The sequence below is a fragment of the Bacillus sp. J14TS2 genome, from assembly GCF_018333015.1.
Classification (GTDB): Bacteria; Bacillota; Bacilli; order Bacillales; family Bacillaceae_C; genus Lederbergia.
Map to the genome: position 1 here is coordinate 66,047 of NZ_BORE01000015.1, position 24,576 is coordinate 90,622.

Here is a 24,576-nt window from a genome sequence, read left to right on the forward strand (position 1 = left end):
AAAGTCCATTATAAAGTTTCCCCCTCCAACTTTCGCAATAATTTATAAGCGCCTATCAGGAAAAAATAGATAATAAATACATCTAGAAGCCAAGCAGATAGATGGAACTCTGTTGTTGGTAAAAACAGGAGAGAAAAGAGCAGTAGATGATTTGTGATTTCATCAGATCCGTGATAGGTGATCCAACTAAACGGGAAACCATAGGATTTTCCATAGGTAGGAAAAAATAGAACAATGCCAATTGAAGTGATAATACTAAGAATAAAAAAATTTTTGTACTTCATCATTCACATCTTCCTTTATTTTAATGTGGGGGGATATTGTCATTTCCTTTGCTTAATTAAAGCCTATTCACGACAGCTTTAAAATTTCCCGTTTAAAATAGAAAGCTGTTCCATTCACTCCCGATAATTCCCAGCCTTCTTTTCCTAAAGCATTTAGCTTTTCGGTCATAACCGCTTCAAAGTCAGTAAGTACTTTTAATTGAATTTGAATCACTTCCACTTTGTATTCAAACTGCTTCACTGTCAATTCCTTCTTTCCGTATGATACAGCTGCCTTCACTCTAATTATCGAATGTTCAGTATATTCCAAACGAAATCATGGCTCCTGCGAAAAGTGAGAGTTCGGCAAGCCTCCGTTTGAGGAGGCTTGCCACTCGTCTGCGGAAAACACAATATATTTTCGGAGCGAGGGGATATGCATCCTAATAGTTCGCTTTTTCTTTGATGAATATACTATTGTCCCAATCTCCGGTAACTATCACTTATATATCCCGTACGTCTTATTGACATCTTGTATAAAAATAATACCATTGCCTGGTTCATCTATTTTAAGTTTTTTCCTTATCGAGGAGACAATTGGTTCAGTATTTTCCGTTTCTGACAAAATCATCACAAGCTCTTTCTCTGGTTCAATGTCCATGGAAAATAACTTACTGGTTTCATGGATGCCAGAGCCTCTAGCATTAATAATCGTGCCGCCCTTAGATCCAGCTGCGGTTGCGGCATCAATCACAAACTCCGCATTGCCTTTTTCTACAATTACCGTAATCGCATGGTACATGACAGGATCCGCACCTCTTTCTTCTTTAATATAATCACTTTTGCAGCTACTAGCGCCAATTACTTGGCAAACAGAAGTGGTAAAGGCTATGCCGTGATTCGGCTTTTGAAACTTGAATTTTTGATCAAGTTGTTCTAGAGCTTGCCTAACGGTTTCTTTGTAGCCAATCATAAAGACAATCTCTTTTCTGACATCAGATAAAGCCAAAAATTCCAAAAGACGGCTTTTTATTGTGCCTTTGCCTAACAACACAGTTCCCCCAGAAATACCGCATTTCTTTGCCGCCTGCACGACTTTACTTCCCAATCCAAGATTGACAATCACGCAAACTCGTTCCACATTACCCGATATCGACATTCCCCTCTAATCCTCCTTTTTTAGATTTTAATTTAAAAACAAGACCTAAAATTTGTAAAGCGATTAAAGGTGTCATTGCCACCATCGCAATCATGCCAAAGCCATCTATTAACACGTTAGCTCCCTCTACAGCTTCGGCAGCTCCCTGGACAAAAGCTAAGATAAACGTAGCCGTCATCGGACCTGACGCTACCCCACCAGAATCAAAGGCAATCCCGACAAACAGTTTTGGAACAAAATAAGTCATCACGATGGCGATGATATAACCGGGCAACAGATAGTGCCATAATTGAAGATCCTGTATAAGTACCCTTAAGATCGATAAAAACACAGCCATGCCCACACCTAGCGATAGTGTAACCAATACCACACTTTTCTTTACGTATCCACTTGTCACATCTTCTATTTGATGGGTGAGAACATGAACAGCAGGTTCAGCTAAGATCGTTACCACTCCTAAAACAAAGGCTACAATCATAACATATGCTTTATTATCTAAGGAAGCTATATTATAACCTATAGCACTGCCCACATCCATAAATCCTGCATTCACACCGACTAAGAATAATACAAGTCCTATAAAGGTAAATAATAATCCCATCATAATTTTCCTAACAGCTCTCTTAGACATTTTAAAGGAGACGATCTGAAAAATAGAAATAGGACTATAATTGGCAGCAAGGCGACAACGATTTCTTGTGATATGATCGGGAGATTTTGTATAAAAGGACCAATAATGGTTTTTGAGGCGTTTTCTGCCTCTGCAAGACTTCCTGTCATTTTATCTGTTTTCGAAATGATATTCATGATCATAACGAAGATAATCGCACCTGTAGAAGCAACTGCCACTAAGCCAAAGCTGTCTTTCTCAGAGGCTTTACTGTCCTTTTTCAACATCGAAACACCTAAAGCAAGTGCAAGCATAAACGGAACAGTCAACGCACCCGTCGTTGCCCCCGAAGCATCAAAAGAAATGGCTAAAAACTCTGGTGATGTAAACAAAGCAAGAACGAAGATGATTCCATACAAAACAGTCAATAGTTTATAAAGAGGAATATTAAAAACAATTCTAAGAAGTCCTGTAGCAATCAGTAAGCCAATTCCGAGGGAAACCACCACAACCAGACTTAATTTCGATATCAACCCTGATGTTACTGAATCAACTTGCCCTGCAAGGATGTGCAAATCGGGCTCCGCAATGGAGATAAAAAAACCAAGTAAAATACCCGTTATTAATACAATCCAAATTTTATTTGACTTTGCAATCGCCGCTCCCATTGTTTGACCAATTGGCGTAATTCCTGTATCAACACCAATTAAGAAAATCGATAACCCTATGATAATTAAGATAGCTCCAATAATAAAGCGAATAATAAATGAAAAATCAAGAGGGGTTAAAGTAAAATGTAAAATCAAAACAATTACCGTAATAGGGAGTACAGCATACAATACTTCCTTTATCTTAGAAACAAGTGCATCCAAATATACATCATCCCTTTCAAATTTATGATAAGTGAAACCCCGTCTGAGTTGAAAACCCTTCCAGCATGAGGTAAACAATATAAAAAGTCTGTTCCAGAAGGACAGCGGTATCCTTAAGTGCCAGACTCCACTTAGAAAAATAGACTCTTTTCTATTATCACATAAAATTGTATAGCTTGAAAAGTAGAAAACTCATACTTTTATAAAGTGAGTCTATTCCATTTAGACTAGACAACTAAAAAAAATAGTTTGGATGCCCACGCATCCAAACTATTAAACCCGCCTTTTCTCCATCACGTTAATCCCAATTCCCATCATGATTACAGCCATTAGCAATAGGATACTGATTGGCCGTAATACTTCCATAAATCCGTAGCCATATAGGGTTACACCTTTTAAGGCTTCCATACCATAAAGCAGTGGAGATATCTTTCCAAGTATCAAGATTACTGGGGTAGACACAATTTCAATGGGCCAATATGCTCCACCAAGCATCGCCAAGCTGACAGCAAGAAGCGACATAAGTCCATGAAATTGATCCAATCTTTTCGACAATGCTGCGACCAACATACACATCGCCACGATCGTTAGAACATATGGAATCAAGATCAACAATGTTTTGCCAAAACCGCCATGAAAGTCGACTCCAGCGCCATACCGAAAAGCGCTAAAGATCAACACAACTTGAAGATACCCCATCACAAAGCTATAAAGCAGATTACCGCCATACATTTCCCACTTTTTCACAGATGATAGCGTCATTCTCTCCCAAATTCTTGCCTGTTTTTCTTCTAATATATGAATTACATTAAAAGCGATTGTATAGATCACAAAGAATAAAGAAAAACCAAATAGACTTTGTAATTGATTATCCATTATTTTACTTTCAGCATTGCGAAAGTTTTCTTTTTCAATATGAAAAATAGGTTGTTCCAATGCCTTTTCCCATATCGAGTCAACTTTATCCCGTTTATCCGTTGATGAGTACGTAGCCAAAACTGATTCCTTTTGCAGTTTATTTGTATACACTTCTTGGATATAACGTTGCAATAGCATTCCATTCTCTGCAAAAGCCCCCGTCATCAAGGTGAAATCCTGCTCTTGCAAATGTAAGCCTGCCTCTGTTTCTCCATTGCGGATCGCCGCTTTTACACTCTTTTCATTTGTTGGTTCGAATACAAATAATTCTGATTGATTTAATGAATCGATTAACACAGATAGCTCTTGTTCAGGGAGTTCAGAATATACAGGAACCGTAACTTTATGATAGCTAGACTTACCAATGAAGAAAGAGAAAAGGACACATACCATGGTCATCAGGATAAACACCCATGGTTTTCTTATAAAAAGACGAAGTCTAGTTTGAATAATTCCGATCATAAAGCTCTCCCCTTTCGCGGAAACAACAGCCACGCACTAAAGATAAGAAGGAAGGTAATAACAATTAGAACGATAAGGGATGGAAAGATCTCATCCATTCCTACACCTTGCATCGCTCCCTTATATGCTTCCATCGCCGCTCCATTAGGAGTGAGTTGACCGACTTGTGCCATTGTTTTAGACATATTGCTTACAGGTGTAAAACTACCACCGAGAAAGGATAAAACAGCGACAAAGGCTGTCATAAACAATTTCGATGCTGTTTCTGAATTTAGCCGATAATTAACCGCCATTAATAAAACAGAGATCCCCCCGATGGTGCAAGCATAAGCAAGCGTAATCAGTAAAAATGCTTCGATATTAGCCCAATAAACACCATAAAATAGGGCCGCTCCCCCATATAAAATAGCCATTTGCATGCCAGCCACGATTACTGTAGATAGAAAGACACTCAAAAGATAGACTCCATTTGAAACATTTGCAATGAGCATCCGATCCCATACATTCCATTTCTTTTCCAAAAAACTCCGCGAGCTTATACTAGAGGCAATAAATAGGACGAACATCACACCCATCCCGATTGTATAATACCCAAAGGCATCAATCGGCTCTGTCTCATCAAGCGCTGCAATTTTTCCAAATGGCGCGATGGCCAAATCGCTTTCTTCCACAGGATATCCTTCTTTTCCCAACGAAGCCTGTACTGAATAATGCTCTTGAAAACTTCCAAGTATATCCTCCACTATAGCAGCCAATTCCTCTTTCCCCTCATTTAAATAAATGGTGAGAGCAGGTGGCTCTTGATCTCCGATAAAAAGCGATGCTAGCATATCTTCACTAAAACCTGCCGGTACTTCAATAATCGCTGAATACTTCTCCTTCTTTTTCTCCTTATCCAGCTCAGCAGGGGATAGTTCCGTTAATGTGAGGAACGAATCTAATTCTCCAAATACCTCTTTTAACCTCGAGATTGGTAAAACACCTTCTGCTTCGGCCTCGATTTGTTTTTGCGCTTCTTCTGGGATAGAAGAATGCGCTAATTCTTCTTTAAATTGGGCGAACTCTTCCTTTTCCATCGTGTGGGAAACCAGTCCTACGCTTCCGTTTAAGGCTTCCGTATCCCCATCAAGAATAGAGCCAAGAGAAAAGCCAAGGATCGTAATTAAAATTAGCGGCATCAACAATAGCACTAATAAATTCGGGGGATTCCGTAAAAATAGTAACAATTCTTTTTTTATAAAAGACAGGAGAATACTCAATTTCTCAACGCCCTTCCCGTCAGATGGAGAAATACGTCTTCCAATGTCGGTGTTTGGATTTCCACACCTATAATAGTGGCATTTGTATCTTCAGCCCATTTAAAAAGTTCGGAAATTAAAGTAACTCCTTTTGCTACCACAAAAGTGATTTGTTGGTTTTGCACATCAATACTTGAAATCACTGGCTGGGACTGTAATAACTGCAAAAAGGTGTCATTTTTCTGGTCTAATTTAATTTGAATCGTCTGTTCAGCAGAGAGGATATTTTTGATCTCTTCCTTCGTACCTGAAGCAATCACCATTCCTCGGTCCATAATATAGATTCGGTCACAGAGAAATTCCACCTCTTCCATATAGTGACTCGTATATAGAATCGTCATTTGCTTTTCTCGATTCAACTGTTTGACCGTTTCTAAAATGTAATGTCGCGATTGTGGATCAATGCCGACTGTCGGTTCATCCATAATCAGGATTTCGGGTTCATGTAAAAGGGCCGCTCCAATATTCAACCGCCGTTTCATCCCTCCAGAAAAATGCTTCACAAGCTTTTTTCCTTGATCTTGCAGTCCAATTTGTTGAAGAACCTCATCGACTTTTGCTTGTAACGGTGCTCGTTTCATCTTCTGGATGCGCCCAAAGAAATTCAGATTCTCCCTTGCGGTTAAATCATCGTACAAGGCAATTTCCTGCGGCACTACCCCTAATTTTGTACGAAGCTCCCCTGGATGCTTTAGCACATTTTTTTGCTGTACATACACTTCACCCTTTGTCGGCGGAATAAGTGTCGAGATCATCCCAATCGCTGTTGACTTTCCTGCCCCATTCGGACCAAGTAAACCAACAATTTCTCCACGTTTCAAATGCAAATTTAGATCCTGAACGGCTTTATATTGTTTAAAATGCTTTGATAAGTTTACAACTTCAAGCATGATAAATCCTCCTTCCCTCTTGTCTTTTATCCCGCATGAACGGGCAGTAATCCACCTCAAGTATTACAAAAAAGCGCGTATGTGGAGATACACTGCCCGTAAAAGCCCGGTTGGTTCTGGCCGATTGTAGCCTTTGATCCTCTGAAATTAGTGGGGATAAAAGAAAATCCCCGCTAATTGAAGCTTCACTTTATTTTACGGGAATCATTTGTCATTTCGCGACTGGCTGTAGTCATAAAATGTTAGTGACCTGCGTCATAAAACGGAGTATTTTTTCCATGCGGGAGTATTTTTCGTTATACAGGAGTATTTGCAGGCTATACGAGAGTATTTTTCGCTATACGAGAGTATTTACTAGCTATTCGAGAGTAAATCACCGTCATCCAGGAGTAAATACATTCCTCCTTTTGTGGAGTGCAAAAAAATCGCCTCCCTTTGGAGACGATTTTAAACTAGATCATTTTTCACAGCATAGATGGCTAATTGCGTCCGGTCTCGCAGCTCTAACTGCTGTAAGATTTGCGAGATGTGATTTTTAACGGTTCCAACAGATAGATACAGTTGATCGGCGATCGCCTTATTTGTCTTGCCTTCTCCTACAAGTCTAGCGATATCGAATTCCCTTGCTGTGAGCGGAATTACAGGTGATGGAGCGGGGCTTTTCCTCTTCAGCAAATGGGGCATCATTTTCGCCGCCACTTCTTCATGCAGAACAAGTCCCCCAGTTAGACAGCTTTTTACGGCTTGAATCAGCTTGTCTGGCTCAGACGTTTTTAATAAAAAACCATTTGCACCATCCTTTAAAGTTTCCACCGCTGCCTCTTCATCATTAAAAGTAGTCAAAATGAGAATTTTCACTTTTGGCCAGCGCTGCTTGAGCAATTTGGTTGCTTCAATCCCGCTCATATCAGGCATGCGAATATCAAGTAATATCAAATCAGCTTCAGCCTGCTCCATCACTTGGAGTGCTTCCACCCCTGTACCCGCTTCACCGATAATCGTGAAGTCTGCTTCCTGTTCCAAGATCATCCGCAATCCTTTTCTTACAATCACTTGATCTTCCACAATTAAAATCTTCTTCATGATACAGGCATCGACCCTTCTATAATAAATTCTGTTTCTGTTTGATAAATCCGTAATTGCCCCCCTTGTTCTTCCACTCTTTCTCGCATCGCCGTCAAGCCGAAGCCTGCCTCAAAAGAAACGGGTCCATGAATGTGATTGGACACCACCCATTCTATTTCCCCAACCGCCGATCGGCCAAATGTTAAAGAGACTTCTTTAGTTGAACCATGCTTCATGGCATTCGTTAAAGCTTCTTGGACAGAACGATACAGCACAATGCTTTGTTCATTTGATAAAGCGGTGAGTAATACTCCTTGCTTCGTTGTAAAACGGATCAACAATTGATTTTCAGCCTCAAGCTTTCGGATTAGCTGGATGACGGAGGTAATGCCAGATACCTCCTCATTTTTCAATGTTTTCACAGCCAATCTCGTTTCCTCCAAGCTCTCTATTGCTAATGCCTTTAACTCTCGATATTCTTCACTCTTTTTTTGAATGGAGAACATTTCTAATTGCATGAGGAGTGCCGTCAATTTATGTCCAACAGAATCATGAATATCACGGGCAATCCGCGTCCGCTCTTCCAATCTTGCAACCTGTTCATTCTCCAAATTCATTCTTTTCACTTGGCGATATTCCCCTAACAACTGCTGATAGACCTCTCCTTGTTCTTGACGCTCGGTGAAAGAGCGATTAAGCCACACCTCAATAATGAAAAAAAACAAGGCAGCAAGAAATAAAGGAATGGGCCACTCGTTCAAAATCGTACTGCATAAAAGAAGTAATCCAAAGCTATACACTAAAAGCACGCGCAGTTCTATCACGCTCAAAAGAAAAACTGCCTCAATTGTCAAAAATAATAGAAAGATCCATATCCACATAAATGGAACATCTAACCAAATGAATGTGCAGAAGAAGCCCTGCAAAATAAGATAGAACCAAATCGGCCTTTTCATAATGGGCAGGAAAAAATAAATGGTAAAGGCAACGGCACAAACAATCATTTGTAATGAAAAGATTGCTTCCTTCACATCATTACGAATCCATAAACATCCCCATAATAAGGCAAAGACGAGAATTCGAATAAGCCATGGTTTCATACTATTAATATTCTTACCCCCTGACAAAATGACGATTTGGCATCCCCTTTGGTAATTTGCTAGAATGCTAGAAGAGTTTATTATATATATTGCATATGAAAGTTGGTTAAATCATGAAAAGATTTTTTCTATTTTCTTTATTAGCGCTATTGTTAATAATGGTTGGAGCATGTTCTAAGCCCACAGATCAAAGTGGGGAACCGTCGAATACTTCAAGGGAAGAAGACAACGCAGTTGCTTCTAGTTCAGCCAACACTGAAGATAAAGACCAGTCTTACTCTCACAATCCATCTTCTACAGAAAAGGTTGAAAAGAATCAAACCTCAACGTCAAATGAGTCTGAGTCAGTTTCTAAAAAACAAGATGATCATTCAACAACAAATGGAGAGGAGCATCCTGTAAAAGATTTTGACGTGGAACATTACTTAACTGAACATTATCCGATCGATCACACCTATTATACAACTGATACCTGGGAAAATGAAGATACCGGAAAAACCGAATATATCATCGGCATCCATCCTGATACAGAGGAGTTTGGGCAAGAGATTGATGATATTTTTAAAAACGGATCTCCTGAATTTGATGATAAGATCAAGAAAAGCGCAAGCGCCTTGAACAGCCCCGACAAGCAAATGTTCTGAGACAAGAAAAGTCCGGTTTTGACTTTTATTGTCTCAGGTTATTTGACCTCGAGGGGCTAGGCGCTGGAGCTGGCTCAAGCATTAGCCAATATTTATACTTTCCTATCCTGGAACAAAGGACATGATGGATATTGCGGAAGATATAATAGAGGAATTGTCTCAGTTAAATGAGCAAGTTCATATTGAGTCTGTTTACTGGCAAGCAAGTGATGAAGAAGAATTCCCGATCCTTTTAGTGCAGGATAGATAAAGCGAAAGTAGAAGTTTTCATTTATTTTCCACTGTTTTTAGAGGAGCAAAGGCTAAAATTGCAACATCCTGACGGCCTGAACCAAGCGGGCCTTTACTCAAAAAGGCGGAAGTGCCTGTCCAGCGACGTACAAATTTAAAGGGTTCTGACGAGATAAAGGAAACACGATGAGCCCAAAGGGCGAATCGATGTTGACTTACGCAAACAAAAATCGTAAATTTGCTAGGCGCTGAGGCTAGATTAGGGCAGTGTATCCCCCTACCGTTCTTCCTTGAAGTGGCGGATTACTGTCCGCGAATGCGGGATAAAAACGAAGGAAATATACTTGGGCGAGTGGCAAGTCTATGTATGTTTCCTTCTCTAAGGCAATGAGTTGTTCGTGTTTGAAACTTAGCATTTTAGTTATGACCAAGTTTCATTCAAAAGCCCATGTCGATGTATAGGATTTCCTTCAGCAAATGCCGTCTGAAAAATTTTGAATTTTCCTTCATTTAATGATATGATTAAGTATGATACATAGTTTTTCAAATATGCGTATAGAGGTGAAGTCTCCTTGTTTTCTAGAAATCGTTTGAACGGTTTTCAAGTTGAAAACATCCGCAAAGACTTCATTTCCGGGATTACCGTTGGTATTGTGGCCATTCCACTTGGGATGGCTTTTGCCATGGCTTCTGGCGTGAAGCCAGAATATGGCATTTATACAACGATAATTGCAGGATTGATTGTTTCTTTGCTAGGTGGTTCTCGTTTTCAAATTGCCGGCCCTACTGGCGCTTTTATTCCCATCTTACTTGCAATTGTTCTTCAATATGGCTATGAAAACCTGTTGATTGCAGGGTTTATGGCTGGTTTTTTCCTTGTCCTAATGAGCTTTTTGCGAATCGGAAATTTGATACATTATATTCCAAGATCAGTGACGATCGGATTTACAACAGGCATTGCGGTGATTATTTTCACTGGGCAATTGGGCAATTTTTTTGGCTTGCATGCATTAGAGAAAAAAGAATATTTTCATGAAAACATGCTCGAAATTTTCCAGCATCTTCCTACATTAAATCCTTATGGCCTTTTGATTGCTGGCATTGGTATCGCGACGATTGTATTGATTCCAAAAATTGCACCGCGTATCCCTGTTTTGTTAGTGGGGCTACTTGTTCCCACTTTTGTATCTGTATTCTTTTTCTCTCATCAGCTAGATACAATCGGAACCGTTTTTGGCGGGATATCCCAAAGTTTACCTGGGTTTCATTTTCCCGATATCACATGGGCAAAAATTAATCATCTATGGGGACCAGCCTTTGCCATTGCTGGATTAGGCGCGATTGAATCCTTATTATCTGCTGTGGTCGCAGATGGGATGACCAACGAAAGGCATCATTCCAATCGGGAGTTATTTGGTCAGGGAATTGCTAATATGATCACACCACTATTTGGAGGAATTCCAGCCACAGGAGCAATTGCTAGAACTGCAACAAATATTAAAGCTGGAGCAGCCACAAGATTATCTGGTGTCATTCACAGCATTTTTGTGCTGCTGACTTTATTGTTGTTAGCTCCCTATGCCTCCTATATTCCGCTTGCAGCGATGGCCCCCATTTTAATGTATGTTGCCTGGAATATGAGCCAAGTGAAAACATTTAAAGAATTATTAAAAAGGAAGAGCGGCGATTCACTTGTATTAGTAGTCACTTTTCTATTAACGATATTTGTGAATTTAACAATCGCTATCCCGATTGGTTTAATATTAGCTGTGTTTTCATTTGTGAAAAAGAAAAGCAAATTGCTGCACATTCAACAAGAAGAAACCTATCGACAAAACTCAACTGAGGATGGTCACTTCATCCATTATAAAATTTTCACACTGAAAGGTCCGTTATTTTTTGGAACTGCTCAGGCATTCGAATATTCTATAACAGAAAAATTAGAAAACATTCCGAAAACACTCATTTTTAACATGGCTGATGTCAGTTTGATCGATGCAACTGGCGAAGAAAAGTTGACTTCCTTTGTGACAGAGGTTCAACAAAATGGATACACGGTATTCATTACTGGATTACCAGAATGGGGAAAAGAAGTTTTTCAGCAAAGTGGTCTGAAGGAAGTAACGACTTGTTTCCCTGATGTGGAAAGTGCCAAGAACGCCATATTGTCACTATAGACTTGAACAACTTGAGGGACATTGATTGCACAGTGAAATTCCTCCTCGAGGTTTTTCACCCCGACCTGCTTAGACCGAGTATCCACTACTCGGTCTGTTCATCTGTCCATACTGCTGTATTCCTTTCTTCTTCGGTGATATGGCCGAATTCTTCCATTTTATTTAATACAATCGCTTGTCTTTCACTGTTCAGTTGCGGGTTTTTCAATGGTGAATAAACTTCAGGAGCCTTTGGCAAGGAAGCTAGAATTGCCGTTTCCTTTAAAGTGAGTGAATCTTCTGCAGTCAAATTTTTATCGAAATAAAGCTGTGCTGCTTCCGCTAAACCGTATGTCCCATGCCCAAAATAGATGGTATTGAGATACATTTCCAAAACTTCATCTTTCGTATAATGACGCTCGATTTGCAGAGCCATCAGCATTTCTTTTGCCTTTCTTCCTAGCGATTTATCCTGTGTCAAAAATTGGTTTTTGACTAGTTGCATTGTAATCGTACTTCCACCTTGGGCAAAGGATTGAGTTTTCAGATCAATAAGCAGGGCACGAGTCAAAGAAATCGGATCAACCCCAAAGTGATAATCAAAACGATGGTCCTCAATGCTGACAAACGCTTGTGGCACATATTCCGGTAACTGCGTAAGCGGCACATAATTTTCTTCTTTTTTTAGAGCGTCCAGTTGTGCAAGCAGTTCATCGCCAACCAATCTTTCACCTGCAATTGTGATTAATAAAAAGGCCGCTAATAAAAGTAAGCCAGGGATCATTACCCATTTCCATTTATATGAACTTTTTCTAGAGTATCGCTCAGCGCGACTTCCGATATTTTCTTTTAAATGTATAGAACGAGTCGTCATGGGAGATTCCTCCTTTTCTCTTAGTATAGGATGAAATCTCTGTACAACCTATTGAAGTTCCTTTCAGTTTCCTTACATATCTGTCATGTTTCCAAATCCCAAATTGCTTACATATTTGTCAATAACGCCATAATAGCTGCAATCGTTACAACCCCTAATATTAGGCCTGATAAGCTCGATATCAAGCCAACTCGTTTTAAACTAGAACCTTTTGGAGCAATTACATAGATAAACAGACCAACCATAAATAAGCCTATCCCTAGAAAAAATCCTGATGAAAAGGTGGGCGCAAATAGCCAATACCAAATTGCTGCAATCCCAACAGCACACACCAAACTGATGCCTACATTTTTTAAAATCATTCTGCTTATTCCTCCAATTTATATAACCTAGTAATACTATGTATACATGTAAAAAGAACAGACCTTAAATGGTCTGGTGCCTACCTAAATAAAATCCTGCTTGACTAATTGGATAAAACAAAATCGTTGCAACAAAACATGCGCCAAGAAAAGGATCTGTTAAAAACGAGTGAAACCACTCCATTGGAATAATCCCGTAAAATAATATGGCCATAAACAGCAAATTAGGTAAGAGTGTGAGCCGAACTGTTTCAGTTAATAACCTTTTTCCTTTGCTGCCAAATTCTTTTCCTAGCTGGAAACCGATCAACATCCAGTAAGCTGTATAAATGATCAAGATCCACCAGCTATTTTGCGCGAGCGTCACCCAAATCCAATGAAAGAAGGGAAGATTGCCTACATGATAGGCCAATGTAATGCCTATGCCTACTATAAATAACCCTATGTTAAATAAGCTAAACAGGACTTTCACTTGCGGCGGGGTCGGCAATGAAGCGTTGCGAAAACTGGCCGCCAATTCTTGCGGACTCCCTAGCTTATTCACAATCACGGCCATTGCCTCCTTCTCGGTCAGGTTTTCGGCAGAGATTTCCTCTTGAATATGGGCAGTGATTTCTGCCACGATTTCCACTCGGTTTGAATGATGATGCAATTCCTTTTCTAGCTGCTCGATATATTCGCGAAAAGTAATCATGATTTCCCCAACACGCGATTGATCATCGAGGAAAAAAGCGTCCATTCACTTGTTTTCTCTTTTAAAAGTTTTTCACCAGTTTCTGTCAGTTTATAATATTTTCTAGCTGGTCCTTTTTCCTGCTTTTCCCAAAATGCTTCAACAAAACCCTGCTTCTCCAATTTATGGAGGGCTGGATAGAGCGTTCCTTCCTTCACTTGTAACGTGTAATCACTGCGTTTTTCCATCTCTTTAACGAGCTCATACCCATACATGGAGCGTTCATCTAATAATTGTAATAATATTAGTGCGGTGCTGCCCTTTAAAAGTTCTCGATTAAACATTGTTCCACCTACCTTGTATTAATAGGTATGTTTAGTTTATGGGTTCTTTTCCTTGATGTCAAGCACCTATTTTTCAAATAGAAGCAATTCTCCATTTTTAAAATATCGCTTTCTTTTGCCTGTGTAACCAGATTTTTCAAGGGCCTTCGATAATTCCAGCAAAAAGAAGCCATGGGAAACAACTAAGACTCTATTCTTTTGGCTGTACTAATGTTTGGCTTCGTGTTTCTGGAGGCACTTTTAAGTGGATACGAGCCAGCACGGTCCATTTTCGAGTCATGGCGGAGCTAATACGAGCTATCGTGATTCATTTACGAGCCATCGGCCGCTCTTTACGAGTTATTAAAGGTCGAACGCGAGACCTGTTAAGTGGATTTACCGTAATTATTTTCTTTGAGATTGAGCAAGTGGTTTAAATCTAGTAAATATTGTTGGTCCTTATATTGTCCTTTAGTTGGAAGGTGAAGAGATTTCAGCATAGCGGCGGCCATATGCCTGGATTGAATCTGAAAGAAGGATCTAAATTCTCGGTTTGTTATGGAGGTTTCCATTAATAGCCGGTAATCAATGAGTGCTTGAATAAATTCTGCCGTCTTTCTTTGCTCGCACAAGCTACACCTCCAATAGCGCCTGATTCTTTTTACCGAAAATTGCTGACATTCGGAACAATAAATCCCCTGGATGATCTCCTTTTTACTCAGATTAAATAGGGCTAATATATCGGATTCTTCGGGTCGATGGAGGTCGATCAAAAGTGTCGAAAAATCTTCTAATTCTTTCGTTGTCAAAATAGGCTTGGAAAATTTTTTATCTACCCTTCTCCATTTGTGTAGTATGGCTGGAGGACGAATGACCATTTGCGCAACTTCTGGGTATTGAGGATTCGATAAAATTTTTGCTTGCGATTGTGTAACCACGACAAATGATTCGCTCGGAAGTATTGGAACAGCATATTTTTTCATTAATGATTTTAAAAAATATTGGTGATTTTTCACTTGAAGAATGGGATCGGGGAAAGAATCTTCTTTTTCATCCAATGTACGAATGAGCTGAAAGCGATCGAATAACAATGAACCTGAAATGTGTTTTGCCTCAAAAGGTAAAAAAAATCTTGGTGTTACTAAAAGTGAATCTATCTGAAAAAAGGATGCATGTGAGAGGGGAAGTCGGAGATCTTGTAAAATGAAATGTTTTTGTGATAATGGAAGATGCGCCGTATATTTATCAAGAATGATCTCACCTCGATATCCTGCTTTTCTCCTCCCTAACTGATCTTGGATATTTTTCATTTGTGGATGAGTAGAAGGCAATCTGCGCGCTAAAGCTTCTAACTGTAAAATAACAATGGGAATCGTTCTCTGTTTATTAGGCAAAGGCCTCACCTCTTTTTTATTGTCACAAATAGTATTCGACTTGAAGCTCTAAAAACCTTCTTTCTACAGAAGTTTTTATCTAAATGTTGCACAGGCATGTCCGAAGAGCTCACAAGTACGAGCCATTGCATATGGTTTATGAGCCGTCGCGTTCTTTTTACGAGCCAATCACACTCGATTTACGTGCCATCGCTCCCTTTTTACGAGTCATTGCACACACTTTACGAGTCAAGTGCGGCACATTGTGTCGTGGAGTTATAACTGTCTATCGATAGCCACCCACTCTTTTTACGAGCCTTTTTCCAACACAAAGCAGCCCGCCAGCTAATCATATGATGGTGGGCCACAAGTCGATATTTCATTTTAAAAACTGGTCATTTTTTCTGCAGGGTCAATCCGCTTCCGCACTTTTTGGGCAATGATGTCTTTATCGAAGTAACCAATGTTTAGGACTCCAATAATTTTTTCTCCTGGTTGGATATTGAGTGCTTCACGAAATTGAGGGTCACGGATATGTTGCGGTGTTTTCCAGGCCATGCCTAAGTCTTGCTCCCATGCTAACAGTTGTAAATTTTGAATCATGCAGCTTGCTGCAGCAAAGTTTTCTTCTGCTTGTTTCTGGCGGGGATCGTCGTCAATAACAACAACTAGAAATGCCGGAACAATGTTAAATTTATTACGAACTGAATCATGCATACTTCGCTCATGACAAGGTAGAATCGCTTCGATAAACGCGTCTCTTCTCTCGCCAGATACAAAGATAAACCGCCATGGTTCACGAAGTTTGTGGTTTGGTGCCCAGACAGCATCTTTCAATAATGATAGGACAAGATCTTGGCTGACTTCCTTGTCAAGATATCCGTTCTTCACGGAAGTTCTTTCCCGAATGATTTGGGCAATTGATGTAGTCGCTAACATTTTTAACCTCCAAAGATAATGATAATCATTTTCATTCACCTAACTTCACTTATCATACCATGATTCTTTTTTAAATCAAGTTATCGACTGCTACGGCCGGTTGCACCATATTAAAAAAGAGTCTCGTTTTGAGACTCACTCCCTCTAGAAATATCCATGGATCAGTGGAACAGATTCTGGCTTTTCCTCGGAAAATCGATATGCATTCTGGATTCTCATTGCCACATCTTCAACCATTTCCTTATTACTGTGAATGGTGGCAATAACCTCGTCCTTTGTAACTGCATCACCAATTTTTTTATGTAAAACGACGCCAACGCTTAAATCGATCTTCGATTCCTTCGTTTCCCGACCTGCCCCTAACATCATAGCTGCAACCCCGATTTCCTCTGCAATAATTTCGGAAACAAAGCCAGATTCCTTAATTTTTACTGGAATTTGATACTTGGCTTCTGGTAGTTTTTGAAAGTCATCCACAACAGTGGGATCTCCACCTTGATCTTTTAAAAATTGTTTAAAAACTGATAAGGCCTTGCCATTTTCGATTACTTCCAGTAAACTTTCGCGAGCTTCTGCCTCTGTCTCTGCCTCACCTGCTAACAGGATCATTTTACTAGCTAAAATAAGGCATAATTCTTGTAAATCCGCTGGACCATTCCCTTGCAATGTTTCAATCGCTTCCTTCATCTCCAGTGTGTTTCCAATAGCAAAACCAAGGGGTTGATTCATATCTGAAATCACAGCACTTGTTTTTCTCCCCACTTGGTTGCCAATTTCCACCATGGTCTCCGCTAAGGCTTCTGCATCTGCCAAGCTTTTCATAAAAGCACCTGAACCGACTTTGACGTCCAACACAATCGCATCCGCACCAGCTGCAATTTTTTTACTCATAATGGAGCTGGCGATTAATGGAATAGAATTGACCGTTGCTGTCACATCACGGAGGCTGTAGATTTTCTTATCAGCTGGAGTTAAATTTCCCGACTGACCGACGACCGCGATTTTATTACGATTCACTAGCTCCATAAACCTTTGTTCCGAAATTTCTACATGGAAACCGGGAATGGACTCTAATTTATCGATTGTTCCACCTGTATGGCCCAAGCCTCTACCAGACATTTTCGCAACTGGAACCCCTAGAGCTGCTACAAGTGGAGCTAAGATTAATGTCGTTGTATCTCCAACTCCTCCTGTTGAATGTTTATCGACTTTCACTCCACGAATATCTGATAAGTCAATGGTATCGCCTGAATCCACCATCGCCATGGTAAGTGTCGCGGTTTCTTCCGCTGTCATGCCTTGGAAATAAACGGCCATTAAAAACGCAGACATTTGATAATCAGGAATGCTCCCAGTCGTATATCCATCAATAACAAAGCGAATCTCGTCACTAGATAACGCTTTTCCATCCCTTTTCTTTGCTAAAATATCAACCATTCTCAATTCCATCACCCTTTCCTTCCTTTAATATTATTATTTCTGAAGGATATGTCAAAATCCTCCTATTCAATTAGCCTGAAAAGATTTATTACGTTTTTTGATATAAAGGCATAATGTCAGCTAATCGAATCGGCTGGGGGCTTGATTCCCAAAATTGCTGGGACGAGATGAATTATTAGAATACGATTTATACGAATGAGTATATATACCTACAAGCCGAATGAACTTCATTGTTTTATAGATGAACTTCTTATACAATGTCAATAACTGTAATTCACATAGTGATTAAGGGGAGAATATTCGTGAGGGCTATACTTATTGATGATGAACCATTAGCTTTGGAATATCTTGAATTCCAAATTAAAAAAATAAGCAATTTACAAATTGCGGGGAAATTTAACTATTTTAATCTGCAAGAGCATTCCTCATTACTTCAAGAGATTCAAGTTGTGTTTTTGGATATAGAAATGCCAAATACAAATGGGTTAGAGTTGGCGTCTCAGCTTTTAGAAATCAATTCATCTCTAATGGTCATTTTCGTCACAGCTCATCAAGAATATGCTTTACAAGCTTTCGAATTAAATGCGCTAGACTACGTTATGAAACCGCTCCAATTGGAGCGCCTGCAAAAAGCATTGGAACGGATCGAAGTAAATATTCGTGCTCAAACGAATAATCCCTTTTCCATCCGTACCTCCTTACAAATAAAAGTATGTGGTGACTTTTCCCTTTCTTTAGCTGAAAAGAAACTACCTAATTTAAAATGGCGAACATCTAAATCTCAAGAATTATTTCTCTATTTACTTCATAACTTTGGGAAATCTATTCATAAAACGGAACTACTGGAAATCTTGTGGCCAGAAATGGATGAGGATAAGGCTTATCCCCAGTTGTATACTGCGATCTATCACACAAGAAAAACACTGCATCCATTGAGAGAGCATTTGTCCATTAAAAATGAACCAGGGGGCTATATGCTGGTCATTCAAAATAGCTTCATTGATATTAACGAATGGGAAAAGACGATACAAAGTGCTCTATCCCTTGATTCCAAGTCGATTACGAAATATGAGGAAACGATGAATTTATATACGGGCTCTTACTTACAAGACTATGATTATATTTGGGCTGTGGCCGAGCGATACCGCTTGGATCAGTTATGGGTGAAGACTGCTACTCGAATAGCGGAGTGGTATGAAAACAATCAAGATCTAGAAGAAGCCGAAGCTTGGTACCTTAAAATTTGCGCTATAGCGCCAGAAGACGAACATTCCCATTTTGCATTAATGAAATTATATGCTCGTTTTAACTACGGGCTATTAATAGACCATCAATATAACCAATTGAAAAGGACTTTGGAGAATTTAGATCTCTCCATATCCCCTATTATTCAGGAATGGTACGATCAAAGGAAAGCAGAAGCTAGAGCCTAAACGATATCTAGATAAGGGGAGCCAATGTCCATACAAAAATAGACGAAGCGCGATACATATCCATTTTCACGCTTCGTCTCTTTATTATTGTGCATGTTTACGATGTCGAGTCTCGTTCTCCGACTTGCTCTTTGTGATTTTGTTCTTTCAACAAGTCACGTATTTCTGATAGTAACGCCACATCAGGTGCAATTTCTATTTCTTCCTCCATGACCGCTTCTTCCTTTTTCCTTTTCAGACTTCCGATTAATTTGATAAATAGGAAGATGGAAGCAGCGATAATAATGAAATCGACTACACTTTGTATAAAGACACCGTAAGCTATTGTTGCGTCTCCGATTAAGAAAACTAGTTTGTCAAAACTATAGCCGCCAAGCAGGGCGCCAACTAGGGGCATAATGATATCTTTAACCAAGGAGGAAACGATGTTCCCAAACGCGCCCCCTATCACAACCGCTACCGCTAAATCCATCACATTTCCTTGGATCGCAAATTTTTTAAACTCTTCCCACAAAATGATTGCCTCCCTTTTTATCAATATATTGTCTATGTATATTGAGCGAAATTTCCTCAAAAAGCGTATCAGTTTTTCTTTAAAAGCTCAAGGTATACTGTCAACAAAGGACCAATGTCCTATTCTTTATTTTTCCGCAAAATTCTACCATTTCAAGTTCAATTCTCCTTATAATAAAAGGAGGCGTTGGATGAAGGAGGATTTATGTATGGAAGATAAACTAAATAAGTATGAATGGGTGAAAACCATGGTCATTGTTGTCGTGGTTACGATCGCCATTCGTACATTCCTATTTACCCCTGTCTCAGTCGATGGTGCTTCGATGGAACCGACTCTGCATGATCGCGAAAAAATCATTGTCAGTAAAACAATCAATTGGATTGGAGACATCCATCGAGGGGATATCGTCATCATTAAAGACCCTGAAGAAAAAATAAACTATGTCAAAAGGGTGATTGGGCTTCCCGGTGAAACAATCGCAATGGAGAATGATCATTTGCAAGTTAATGGCAAAGAAATAGATGAATCCTATTTAACTGAAGCAAAAAAAATTACAAATCAGCATGGCACCAAGCTAACAGAGGACTTTGAACCTGTTACTGTTCCAAAAGATCAATATTTTGTCATGGGCGATAATCGACCAAATAGTATGGATAGTCGTGGCGCAGCGCCCTTTTCTTTAGGCTTTATCCCGGAGAACGAGATTATCGGAAAAAGTAAATTCGTGATTTTCCCAATTCAAAATATTCGCATGACACATTAATTGGGGACTGTCCCCCAACCTGGTAGCACGTTAACGCGTTGAGGGACAGTCCCCAACATTCTTTCAGAGAAAGGAAGTGATTGGAATCGTAACGGCTTTGTATGTTTTTGGCATCATAGGAGTGGTGATAAGTTTGGTGGTCGGCTTTCTTTCGGGGAGTTTTTGGATGTTTTTGCTTGCGGTTGTAGGGGGCGCTATTTTTGCCATCATCCAATTTGCTTTAGCGAATGTACTGGAAAAGCAAGAGACGATTCTCTATTATTTACAACAGCAAGATCATTCCCTGAGGAAACAGTTTGGAGCAGAGGGGAAAAAATGCCCCAATTGTCAATATGAATTCGATGCTGCATTGAGCTCTTGTCCGCGTTGCGGATCAAGAAAAGCGTAAGCCTCTATTTTCAACAAGCATATGTTATGAGACAAAGACAGGTTTTTTTGACCTGACCTGGGATTCCTCTTCATCACAATGATTATTTTCTTCTGTCAGGTCCGTCTCTTCTTGTGTAACTGATTGCTCATTCTCGTCTTCTGAAGTTTCTCCAGCCATCACTTTAGCTTTGATAATAAAACTTTCTTTAGCTTCAGGGGTTTCCCTGCATCCTCATCAAAAGTAACAGCAGACTTACTCTTTTTCTCACTTCCCCTTTCCTTATATTCGGTGGCATACTTATGTAAGTACTTTAACTTACCCAACAATTTTTAAACAAGCTTGGATAAGAAATATGAATAAGGCATAAAGACTTGGACTTGAAATAAGAACTCATACCATGTTTTTGGATATAGCGTCTATACATGAGATTTACCTTAAATGCTAAAGTCCTTTAAAATAATAGAGCAATCAATTATGGAGGATATCGGATTGATAGAAAACATTCTTTTTATGGAGAGAATGCATTAATACGCATTGTTTTGCCTGCATACATCTTATACAATGTAATGAACCGAACACTCTTATGGAATAAGGGATGTATGTTGAGGTACTTTAATTGATGTGATTGCGGGTGTAGGATTACATATGGGGAATGAATATTCATGATAAAATCTATTAAACCATCTAAATGGACTTTCTTTATTATTATTTTTCTTATTATCATAACAGCTATTCGTTTTTCCTGGATGGGTTTTTTAACTACACTTGACTACAAAGATTCTCCACATGCAAATCATGGTGTACTTGATTTACGCGGATGGGATTTTAATGATAGAGAGACGCTTCAACTAAACGGAGAATGGGAGTTTTATCCTTCTACCTTCATAACATCATCTGAACAGTTAAGTAAGCCTGCAACTAGATTTATCACTGTACCAAATAATTGGAATACATCGTTTGAAAAGGACGATTCTTTTCATTATGGAACGTATAGGCTCCGGATATTACTAGATGACAATGATGCAAAGTTTTGGGGACTACTCATCAATCAAAAGTACAATAATGCTTCCGCTATCTACGTGAATGGCCAACTTATCGGTCATGCCGGCCAGGTAGCTACTTCAGTAAAAAATTACAGAGGGAGTAATGTTCCCTTTACCGCTCCATTTAATTTAGATAACAATGAAATAGAGCTAATGATCCATGCTTCCAGCAACAAAAGTAGTGGTGGCATTATAAACCCCATTCATTTTGGAGCAATGGATGCCATTCAGTATCGCAAATTATTATCAGAAGGGCTACAGCTTTTGCTTTGTGGTGTCTTATTATTACATAGTGTTTACGCTGCCATCTTATATTTCATTCGCTTTAAACCTAGGCAGGGTTTACTTTTTTTCTCCCTACTGCTTCTATGCACCATTATTAGTGTACTTAGCTCGGATGATAAATTATTATTTAGATGGATTCCAGTAGATTATGATTGGAGAACCAGAATTACCTTCTTATCCTATATCGGTGTTGGAGCATTTATCCCACACATTATTAACAAATTATTTCCTATAAATTCCACTAAGCAGTTATTAAGGTATTTCACTGTTTTTTGTATAATATACGCATTATTTATGCTAGTAGCACCACCAAGGACCATCATACTCTCAACCAGGGTACTGTTCTATGTCGTTTTCGCTTGTTCTATTATAATATCCATCTTAATCCTCCGAAAAGTAAAGATACCTAAAGAAGAGAGCATCTTTTTAATACTTGGTTGTCTCAGTATAGGCGTAAATATTATTTGGACCTTGATCCATAATTTCACAACAACCACAATGCATTATCCATTTGACCTTATCATTGCCCTACTTTGTTTTGCGGCCTTTTGGTTTAAACGCTTTTCACGGATCGCTTCTGATGCAAAACATTTAGCGGAAAAATTACAGTTGGAGAATCAACGTAAGGATGATTTCTTAGTCAATACCTCCCATGAGCTAAGGAACCCATTACACGGTATTTCAAATGTTATTCAATCTCTTTTAGATGACAAAACAGCCCCTCTTCACAAAGAACATCGGAGACGATTGTCCATTTTAGATAATGTGGCTAAAAGGATGTCCTTTATGTTAAATGATTTACTGGATGTAACAAGATTAAAGGAAAAGACAATTCCATTGCATATTGAAAAAATTTTTATCCAAACGGTGGTTGCTGGTGTAATCGATATGACAAAGTTAATGGTGGAAGGAAAGGCAGTTCAGCTGCGAATAGATATACCAGACTCATTCCCTCCTTTAGCAGCGGATGAAACTCGCCTGATTCAAATCCTTTTTAATTTAATTCATAACGCAGTGAAATTTACGGATGAAGGAACCATTACGGTCCGAGCAACTATCCATCAAGAAATGGCCCATATAGAAATAGAGGATACTGGAATTGGAATTCAGGAAAAGGAATTGGAGCATATATTCAAGCCTTATGAACAGGCAACAGTCAATAAAGAGAGGGTTAGTGGTGGATTTGGTTTAGGATTAAGTATTTGTAAGCAATTAGTGCAGTTGCAAAATGGGGATTTAACTGTTCAGTCTACTCCAGGAAAGGGCTCTGTTTTCACTTTTACGCTCCCTTTATTTAAAGGGGTCCATAATGCCAAAATATCGACATCTCAAATTATCAAAGCAAACACTGAGCTCGCTACAACAATAACAGACAGCTTGCAGTCGAATAGCACTAAAAACGTGCATGGAAAACAAAAAATTTTAATCGTGGACGATGATCCAATAAATGTAAGTATTCTCCAATCTATCCTTAATGGGGATGAAAATTGCCTAATTACAGGGGTAACTAGTGCAAAACAAGCGATTGAAAAGTTTCAAACAGAGTCTTATGATCTTGTCATTGCCGATGTGATGATGCCGCAAATATCCGGATATGAGTTAACACAACTAATTCGAAAAAGTTATTCTATTTCGGAACTCCCCGTACTCTTATTAACTGCACGTACACGTACGGAAGATATATTAGCAGGTTTTCAGGCAGGGGCAAATGATTATGTGACAAAGCCTGTTGATTCACTGGAATTAAAAGCAAGAGTTCAAGCCTTAATAAAATTGAAAGTTTCCATCGAAGAACATATCCGTATGGAAGGAGCTTGGCTACAATCACAAATCCAGCCACACTTTATTTTCAATACCTTAAATTCCATTGCGGCCCTCGGGGAAATAGATATTTCTAAAATGCAACAACTTCTTGATGAATTTAATAATTATTTACGCTTGAGTTTTGATTTTCGTAATGCGGATCCTGTTATTCCTCTAGAGCAGGAACTTTCCTTGGTGCGCTCTTACTTATATATTGAAAAGACAAGGTTTGGCAATCGATTGACGATCAAATGGAGGTTGGATACGAATGCTACTATTCTACTTCCCCCGTTATCGATACAACCTCTCGTTGAAAATGCTGTTAAACACGGTATCCTCAAACTTGCCGAAGGAGGGACAATTTCTATTCATATTATCGAGCACTCATCTGATATTGAGGTTTCCATCATGGATAATGGAGTAGGAATGACAGCTGAAAAAATTAATAGGCTTTTAACTCGAGAAAAAGCAAGTGAGCGAACAAGCGTGGGACTTCGAAATGTTCACTCTCGGTTGATGAGGATTTATGGAAATGGCCTAAGCGTCCAAAGTGAACTAGACCGTGGGACAACGATTAGCTTTCGGATCCCTAAATAAAGAATATAAGAAAAGCGGAAATGCCTTGATCAGTCTCGATAACAAATCACCTGAGCTAAGTAAAATCCAGTTTTGAATTTTATTGGCTCAGGTGATTTAGTAGAACATCGGCTAAA

General features: G+C 39.2%; 25 protein-coding genes. 7 read left to right on the forward strand and 18 right to left on the reverse strand.

The window, feature by feature from the left end:
- Window positions 1-8: 8 nt before the first annotated feature.
- The 10 genes from KI375_RS20460 to KI375_RS20500 form a co-directional block, all read right to left on the reverse strand.
- Window positions 9-287, reverse strand: coding sequence for a hypothetical protein (locus tag KI375_RS20460; protein WP_212975274.1), 279 nt, complete (start codon window positions 285-287; stop codon window positions 9-11).
- Between the two features lie 64 nt (window positions 288-351).
- Window positions 352-594, reverse strand: a complete 243-nt coding sequence (locus tag KI375_RS20465; protein WP_212975353.1) for a hypothetical protein — start codon at window positions 592-594, stop codon at window positions 352-354.
- 168 nt (window positions 595-762) lie between these two features.
- A complete protein-coding gene (locus KI375_RS20470; protein ID WP_212975275.1) occupies window positions 763-1,422 on the reverse strand; it encodes a P-II family nitrogen regulator in 660 nt (219 codons plus the stop codon).
- Window positions 1,406-2,023, reverse strand: coding sequence for a DUF1538 domain-containing protein (locus tag KI375_RS27525; protein ID WP_244852887.1), 618 nt, complete (start codon window positions 2,021-2,023; stop codon window positions 1,406-1,408). The genes KI375_RS20470 and KI375_RS27525 overlap by 17 nt, the downstream gene beginning before the upstream one ends.
- Window positions 2,023-2,904: a DUF1538 domain-containing protein gene (locus tag KI375_RS27530; protein ID WP_244852889.1), complete on the reverse strand. Its 882-nt coding sequence runs from the start codon at window positions 2,902-2,904 to the stop codon at window positions 2,023-2,025. Before KI375_RS27530 ends, KI375_RS27525 begins: the two co-directional genes overlap by 1 nt.
- A gap of 273 nt (window positions 2,905-3,177) precedes the next feature.
- Entirely contained in the window at window positions 3,178-4,284 is a 1,107-nt protein-coding gene (locus KI375_RS20480) for an ABC transporter permease (RefSeq protein WP_212975276.1), read from the reverse strand.
- Window positions 4,281-5,543 carry an ABC transporter permease gene (locus KI375_RS20485; RefSeq protein WP_212975277.1) on the reverse strand — a complete coding sequence of 421 codons (1,263 nt, stop codon included), beginning with the start codon at window positions 5,541-5,543 and terminating at the stop codon, window positions 4,281-4,283. The genes KI375_RS20480 and KI375_RS20485 overlap by 4 nt, the downstream gene beginning before the upstream one ends.
- A complete protein-coding gene (locus tag KI375_RS20490) occupies window positions 5,540-6,472 on the reverse strand; it encodes an ABC transporter ATP-binding protein (RefSeq protein WP_212975278.1) in 933 nt (310 codons plus the stop codon). Before KI375_RS20490 ends, KI375_RS20485 begins: the two co-directional genes overlap by 4 nt.
- Window positions 6,473-6,919: 447 nt before the next feature.
- Window positions 6,920-7,555, reverse strand: a complete 636-nt coding sequence (locus KI375_RS20495) for a response regulator (protein ID WP_212975279.1) — start codon at window positions 7,553-7,555, stop codon at window positions 6,920-6,922.
- A complete protein-coding gene (locus tag KI375_RS20500; protein ID WP_212975280.1) occupies window positions 7,552-8,637 on the reverse strand; it encodes a sensor histidine kinase in 1,086 nt (361 codons plus the stop codon). Before KI375_RS20500 ends, KI375_RS20495 begins: the two co-directional genes overlap by 4 nt.
- Window positions 8,638-8,750: 113 nt before the next feature.
- On the opposite strand from KI375_RS20500, the gene KI375_RS20505 reads away from it, so the two are divergent.
- The 3 genes from KI375_RS20505 to KI375_RS20510 all read left to right on the forward strand — a co-directional run bounded on the left by KI375_RS20505 (window position 8,751) and on the right by KI375_RS20510 (window position 11,689).
- A complete protein-coding gene (locus KI375_RS20505; RefSeq protein WP_212975281.1) occupies window positions 8,751-9,281 on the forward strand; it encodes a hypothetical protein in 531 nt (176 codons plus the stop codon).
- Window positions 9,282-9,402: 121 nt separating this feature from the next.
- Entirely contained in the window at window positions 9,403-9,531 is a 129-nt protein-coding gene (locus KI375_RS27705) for a hypothetical protein (protein ID WP_280528667.1), read from the forward strand.
- A gap of 553 nt (window positions 9,532-10,084) precedes the next feature.
- Window positions 10,085-11,689: a SulP family inorganic anion transporter gene (locus KI375_RS20510; protein ID WP_244852891.1), complete on the forward strand. Its 1,605-nt coding sequence runs from the start codon at window positions 10,085-10,087 to the stop codon at window positions 11,687-11,689.
- An 85-nt stretch (window positions 11,690-11,774) separates the two neighbouring features.
- Here KI375_RS20510 and KI375_RS20515 read toward each other — a convergent pair whose 3' ends face one another.
- The 7 genes from KI375_RS20515 to KI375_RS20545 form a co-directional block, all read right to left on the reverse strand.
- On the reverse strand, window positions 11,775-12,542 hold the full coding sequence (locus tag KI375_RS20515) for a transglycosylase domain-containing protein (protein ID WP_212975282.1): 768 nt from the start codon (window positions 12,540-12,542) through the stop codon (window positions 11,775-11,777).
- Window positions 12,543-12,649: 107 nt separating this feature from the next.
- Entirely contained in the window at window positions 12,650-12,904 is a 255-nt protein-coding gene (locus tag KI375_RS20520; protein WP_212975283.1) for a hypothetical protein, read from the reverse strand.
- 64 nt (window positions 12,905-12,968) lie between these two features.
- Window positions 12,969-13,643, reverse strand: a complete 675-nt coding sequence (locus KI375_RS20525; RefSeq protein ID WP_212975284.1) for an HAAS signaling domain-containing protein — start codon at window positions 13,641-13,643, stop codon at window positions 12,969-12,971.
- Complete coding sequence (locus tag KI375_RS20530; protein WP_212975285.1) at window positions 13,595-13,921, reverse strand: PadR family transcriptional regulator; 327 nt, start codon at window positions 13,919-13,921, stop codon at window positions 13,595-13,597. Before KI375_RS20530 ends, KI375_RS20525 begins: the two co-directional genes overlap by 49 nt.
- A gap of 365 nt (window positions 13,922-14,286) precedes the next feature.
- Window positions 14,287-15,294, reverse strand: a complete 1,008-nt coding sequence (locus KI375_RS20535; protein WP_212975286.1) for a nuclease-related domain-containing protein — start codon at window positions 15,292-15,294, stop codon at window positions 14,287-14,289.
- A gap of 363 nt (window positions 15,295-15,657) precedes the next feature.
- On the reverse strand, window positions 15,658-16,212 hold the full coding sequence (locus KI375_RS20540; RefSeq protein ID WP_212975287.1) for a nitroreductase family protein: 555 nt from the start codon (window positions 16,210-16,212) through the stop codon (window positions 15,658-15,660).
- Window positions 16,213-16,356: 144 nt separating this feature from the next.
- Window positions 16,357-17,655, reverse strand: coding sequence for a pyrimidine-nucleoside phosphorylase (locus tag KI375_RS20545; RefSeq protein WP_212975347.1), 1,299 nt, complete (start codon window positions 17,653-17,655; stop codon window positions 16,357-16,359).
- 299 nt (window positions 17,656-17,954) lie between these two features.
- On the opposite strand from KI375_RS20545, the gene KI375_RS20550 reads away from it, so the two are divergent.
- Entirely contained in the window at window positions 17,955-19,085 is a 1,131-nt protein-coding gene (locus tag KI375_RS20550) for a response regulator (RefSeq protein WP_212975288.1), read from the forward strand.
- Window positions 19,086-19,182: 97 nt separating this feature from the next.
- Here KI375_RS20550 and mscL read toward each other — a convergent pair whose 3' ends face one another.
- Window positions 19,183-19,599 carry a large conductance mechanosensitive channel protein MscL gene (mscL, locus tag KI375_RS20555; RefSeq protein ID WP_212975289.1) on the reverse strand — a complete coding sequence of 139 codons (417 nt, stop codon included), beginning with the start codon at window positions 19,597-19,599 and terminating at the stop codon, window positions 19,183-19,185.
- A 190-nt stretch (window positions 19,600-19,789) separates the two neighbouring features.
- On the opposite strand from mscL, the gene lepB reads away from it, so the two are divergent.
- The 3 genes from lepB (at window position 19,790) to KI375_RS20570 (ending at window position 24,460) form a co-directional block, all read left to right on the forward strand.
- Window positions 19,790-20,362 carry a signal peptidase I gene (gene lepB / locus KI375_RS20560; RefSeq protein WP_212975290.1) on the forward strand — a complete coding sequence of 191 codons (573 nt, stop codon included), beginning with the start codon at window positions 19,790-19,792 and terminating at the stop codon, window positions 20,360-20,362.
- Window positions 20,363-20,528: 166 nt separating this feature from the next.
- Window positions 20,529-20,750, forward strand: a complete 222-nt coding sequence (locus tag KI375_RS20565) for a hypothetical protein (protein ID WP_212975291.1) — start codon at window positions 20,529-20,531, stop codon at window positions 20,748-20,750.
- A 644-nt stretch (window positions 20,751-21,394) separates the two neighbouring features.
- The gene (locus KI375_RS20570; RefSeq protein WP_212975292.1) at window positions 21,395-24,460 is read left to right on the forward strand and encodes an ATP-binding protein; all 3,066 of its coding nucleotides are present in this window, start codon (window positions 21,395-21,397) and stop codon (window positions 24,458-24,460) included.
- Window positions 24,461-24,576: the final 116 nt, after the last annotated feature.

What these genes read in the sequence shown, in the direction of transcription:
- KI375_RS20460 (WP_212975274.1), bottom strand. Translation starts at nt 287, where the DNA reads ATGATGAAGTACAAAAATTTTTTTATTCTTAGTATTATCACTTCAATT.
- KI375_RS20470 (WP_212975275.1), bottom strand. Translation starts at nt 1,422, where the DNA reads ATGTCGATATCGGGTAATGTGGAACGAGTTTGCGTGATTGTCAATCTT.
- KI375_RS27525 (WP_244852887.1), bottom strand. Translation starts at nt 2,023, where the DNA reads ATGGGATTATTATTTACCTTTATAGGACTTGTATTATTCTTAGTCGGT.
- KI375_RS20480 (WP_212975276.1), bottom strand. Translation starts at nt 4,284, where the DNA reads ATGATCGGAATTATTCAAACTAGACTTCGTCTTTTTATAAGAAAACCA.
- KI375_RS20490 (WP_212975278.1), bottom strand. Translation starts at nt 6,472, where the DNA reads ATGCTTGAAGTTGTAAACTTATCAAAGCATTTTAAACAATATAAAGCC.
- KI375_RS20495 (WP_212975279.1), bottom strand. Translation starts at nt 7,555, where the DNA reads ATGAAGAAGATTTTAATTGTGGAAGATCAAGTGATTGTAAGAAAAGGA.
- KI375_RS20500 (WP_212975280.1), bottom strand. Translation starts at nt 8,637, where the DNA reads ATGAAACCATGGCTTATTCGAATTCTCGTCTTTGCCTTATTATGGGGA.
- KI375_RS20505 (WP_212975281.1), top strand. Translation starts at nt 8,751, where the DNA reads ATGAAAAGATTTTTTCTATTTTCTTTATTAGCGCTATTGTTAATAATG.
- KI375_RS27705 (WP_280528667.1), top strand. Translation starts at nt 9,403, where the DNA reads ATGATGGATATTGCGGAAGATATAATAGAGGAATTGTCTCAGTTAAAT.
- KI375_RS20515 (WP_212975282.1), bottom strand. Translation starts at nt 12,542, where the DNA reads ATGACGACTCGTTCTATACATTTAAAAGAAAATATCGGAAGTCGCGCT.
- KI375_RS20520 (WP_212975283.1), bottom strand. Translation starts at nt 12,904, where the DNA reads ATGATTTTAAAAAATGTAGGCATCAGTTTGGTGTGTGCTGTTGGGATT.
- KI375_RS20525 (WP_212975284.1), bottom strand. Translation starts at nt 13,643, where the DNA reads ATGGACGCTTTTTTCCTCGATGATCAATCGCGTGTTGGGGAAATCATG.
- KI375_RS20530 (WP_212975285.1), bottom strand. Translation starts at nt 13,921, where the DNA reads ATGTTTAATCGAGAACTTTTAAAGGGCAGCACCGCACTAATATTATTA.
- KI375_RS20540 (WP_212975287.1), bottom strand. Translation starts at nt 16,212, where the DNA reads ATGTTAGCGACTACATCAATTGCCCAAATCATTCGGGAAAGAACTTCC.
- lepB (WP_212975290.1), top strand. Translation starts at nt 19,790, where the DNA reads ATGAAGGAGGATTTATGTATGGAAGATAAACTAAATAAGTATGAATGG.
- KI375_RS20565 (WP_212975291.1), top strand. Translation starts at nt 20,529, where the DNA reads ATGTTTTTGCTTGCGGTTGTAGGGGGCGCTATTTTTGCCATCATCCAA.
- KI375_RS20570 (WP_212975292.1), top strand. Translation starts at nt 21,395, where the DNA reads ATGATAAAATCTATTAAACCATCTAAATGGACTTTCTTTATTATTATT.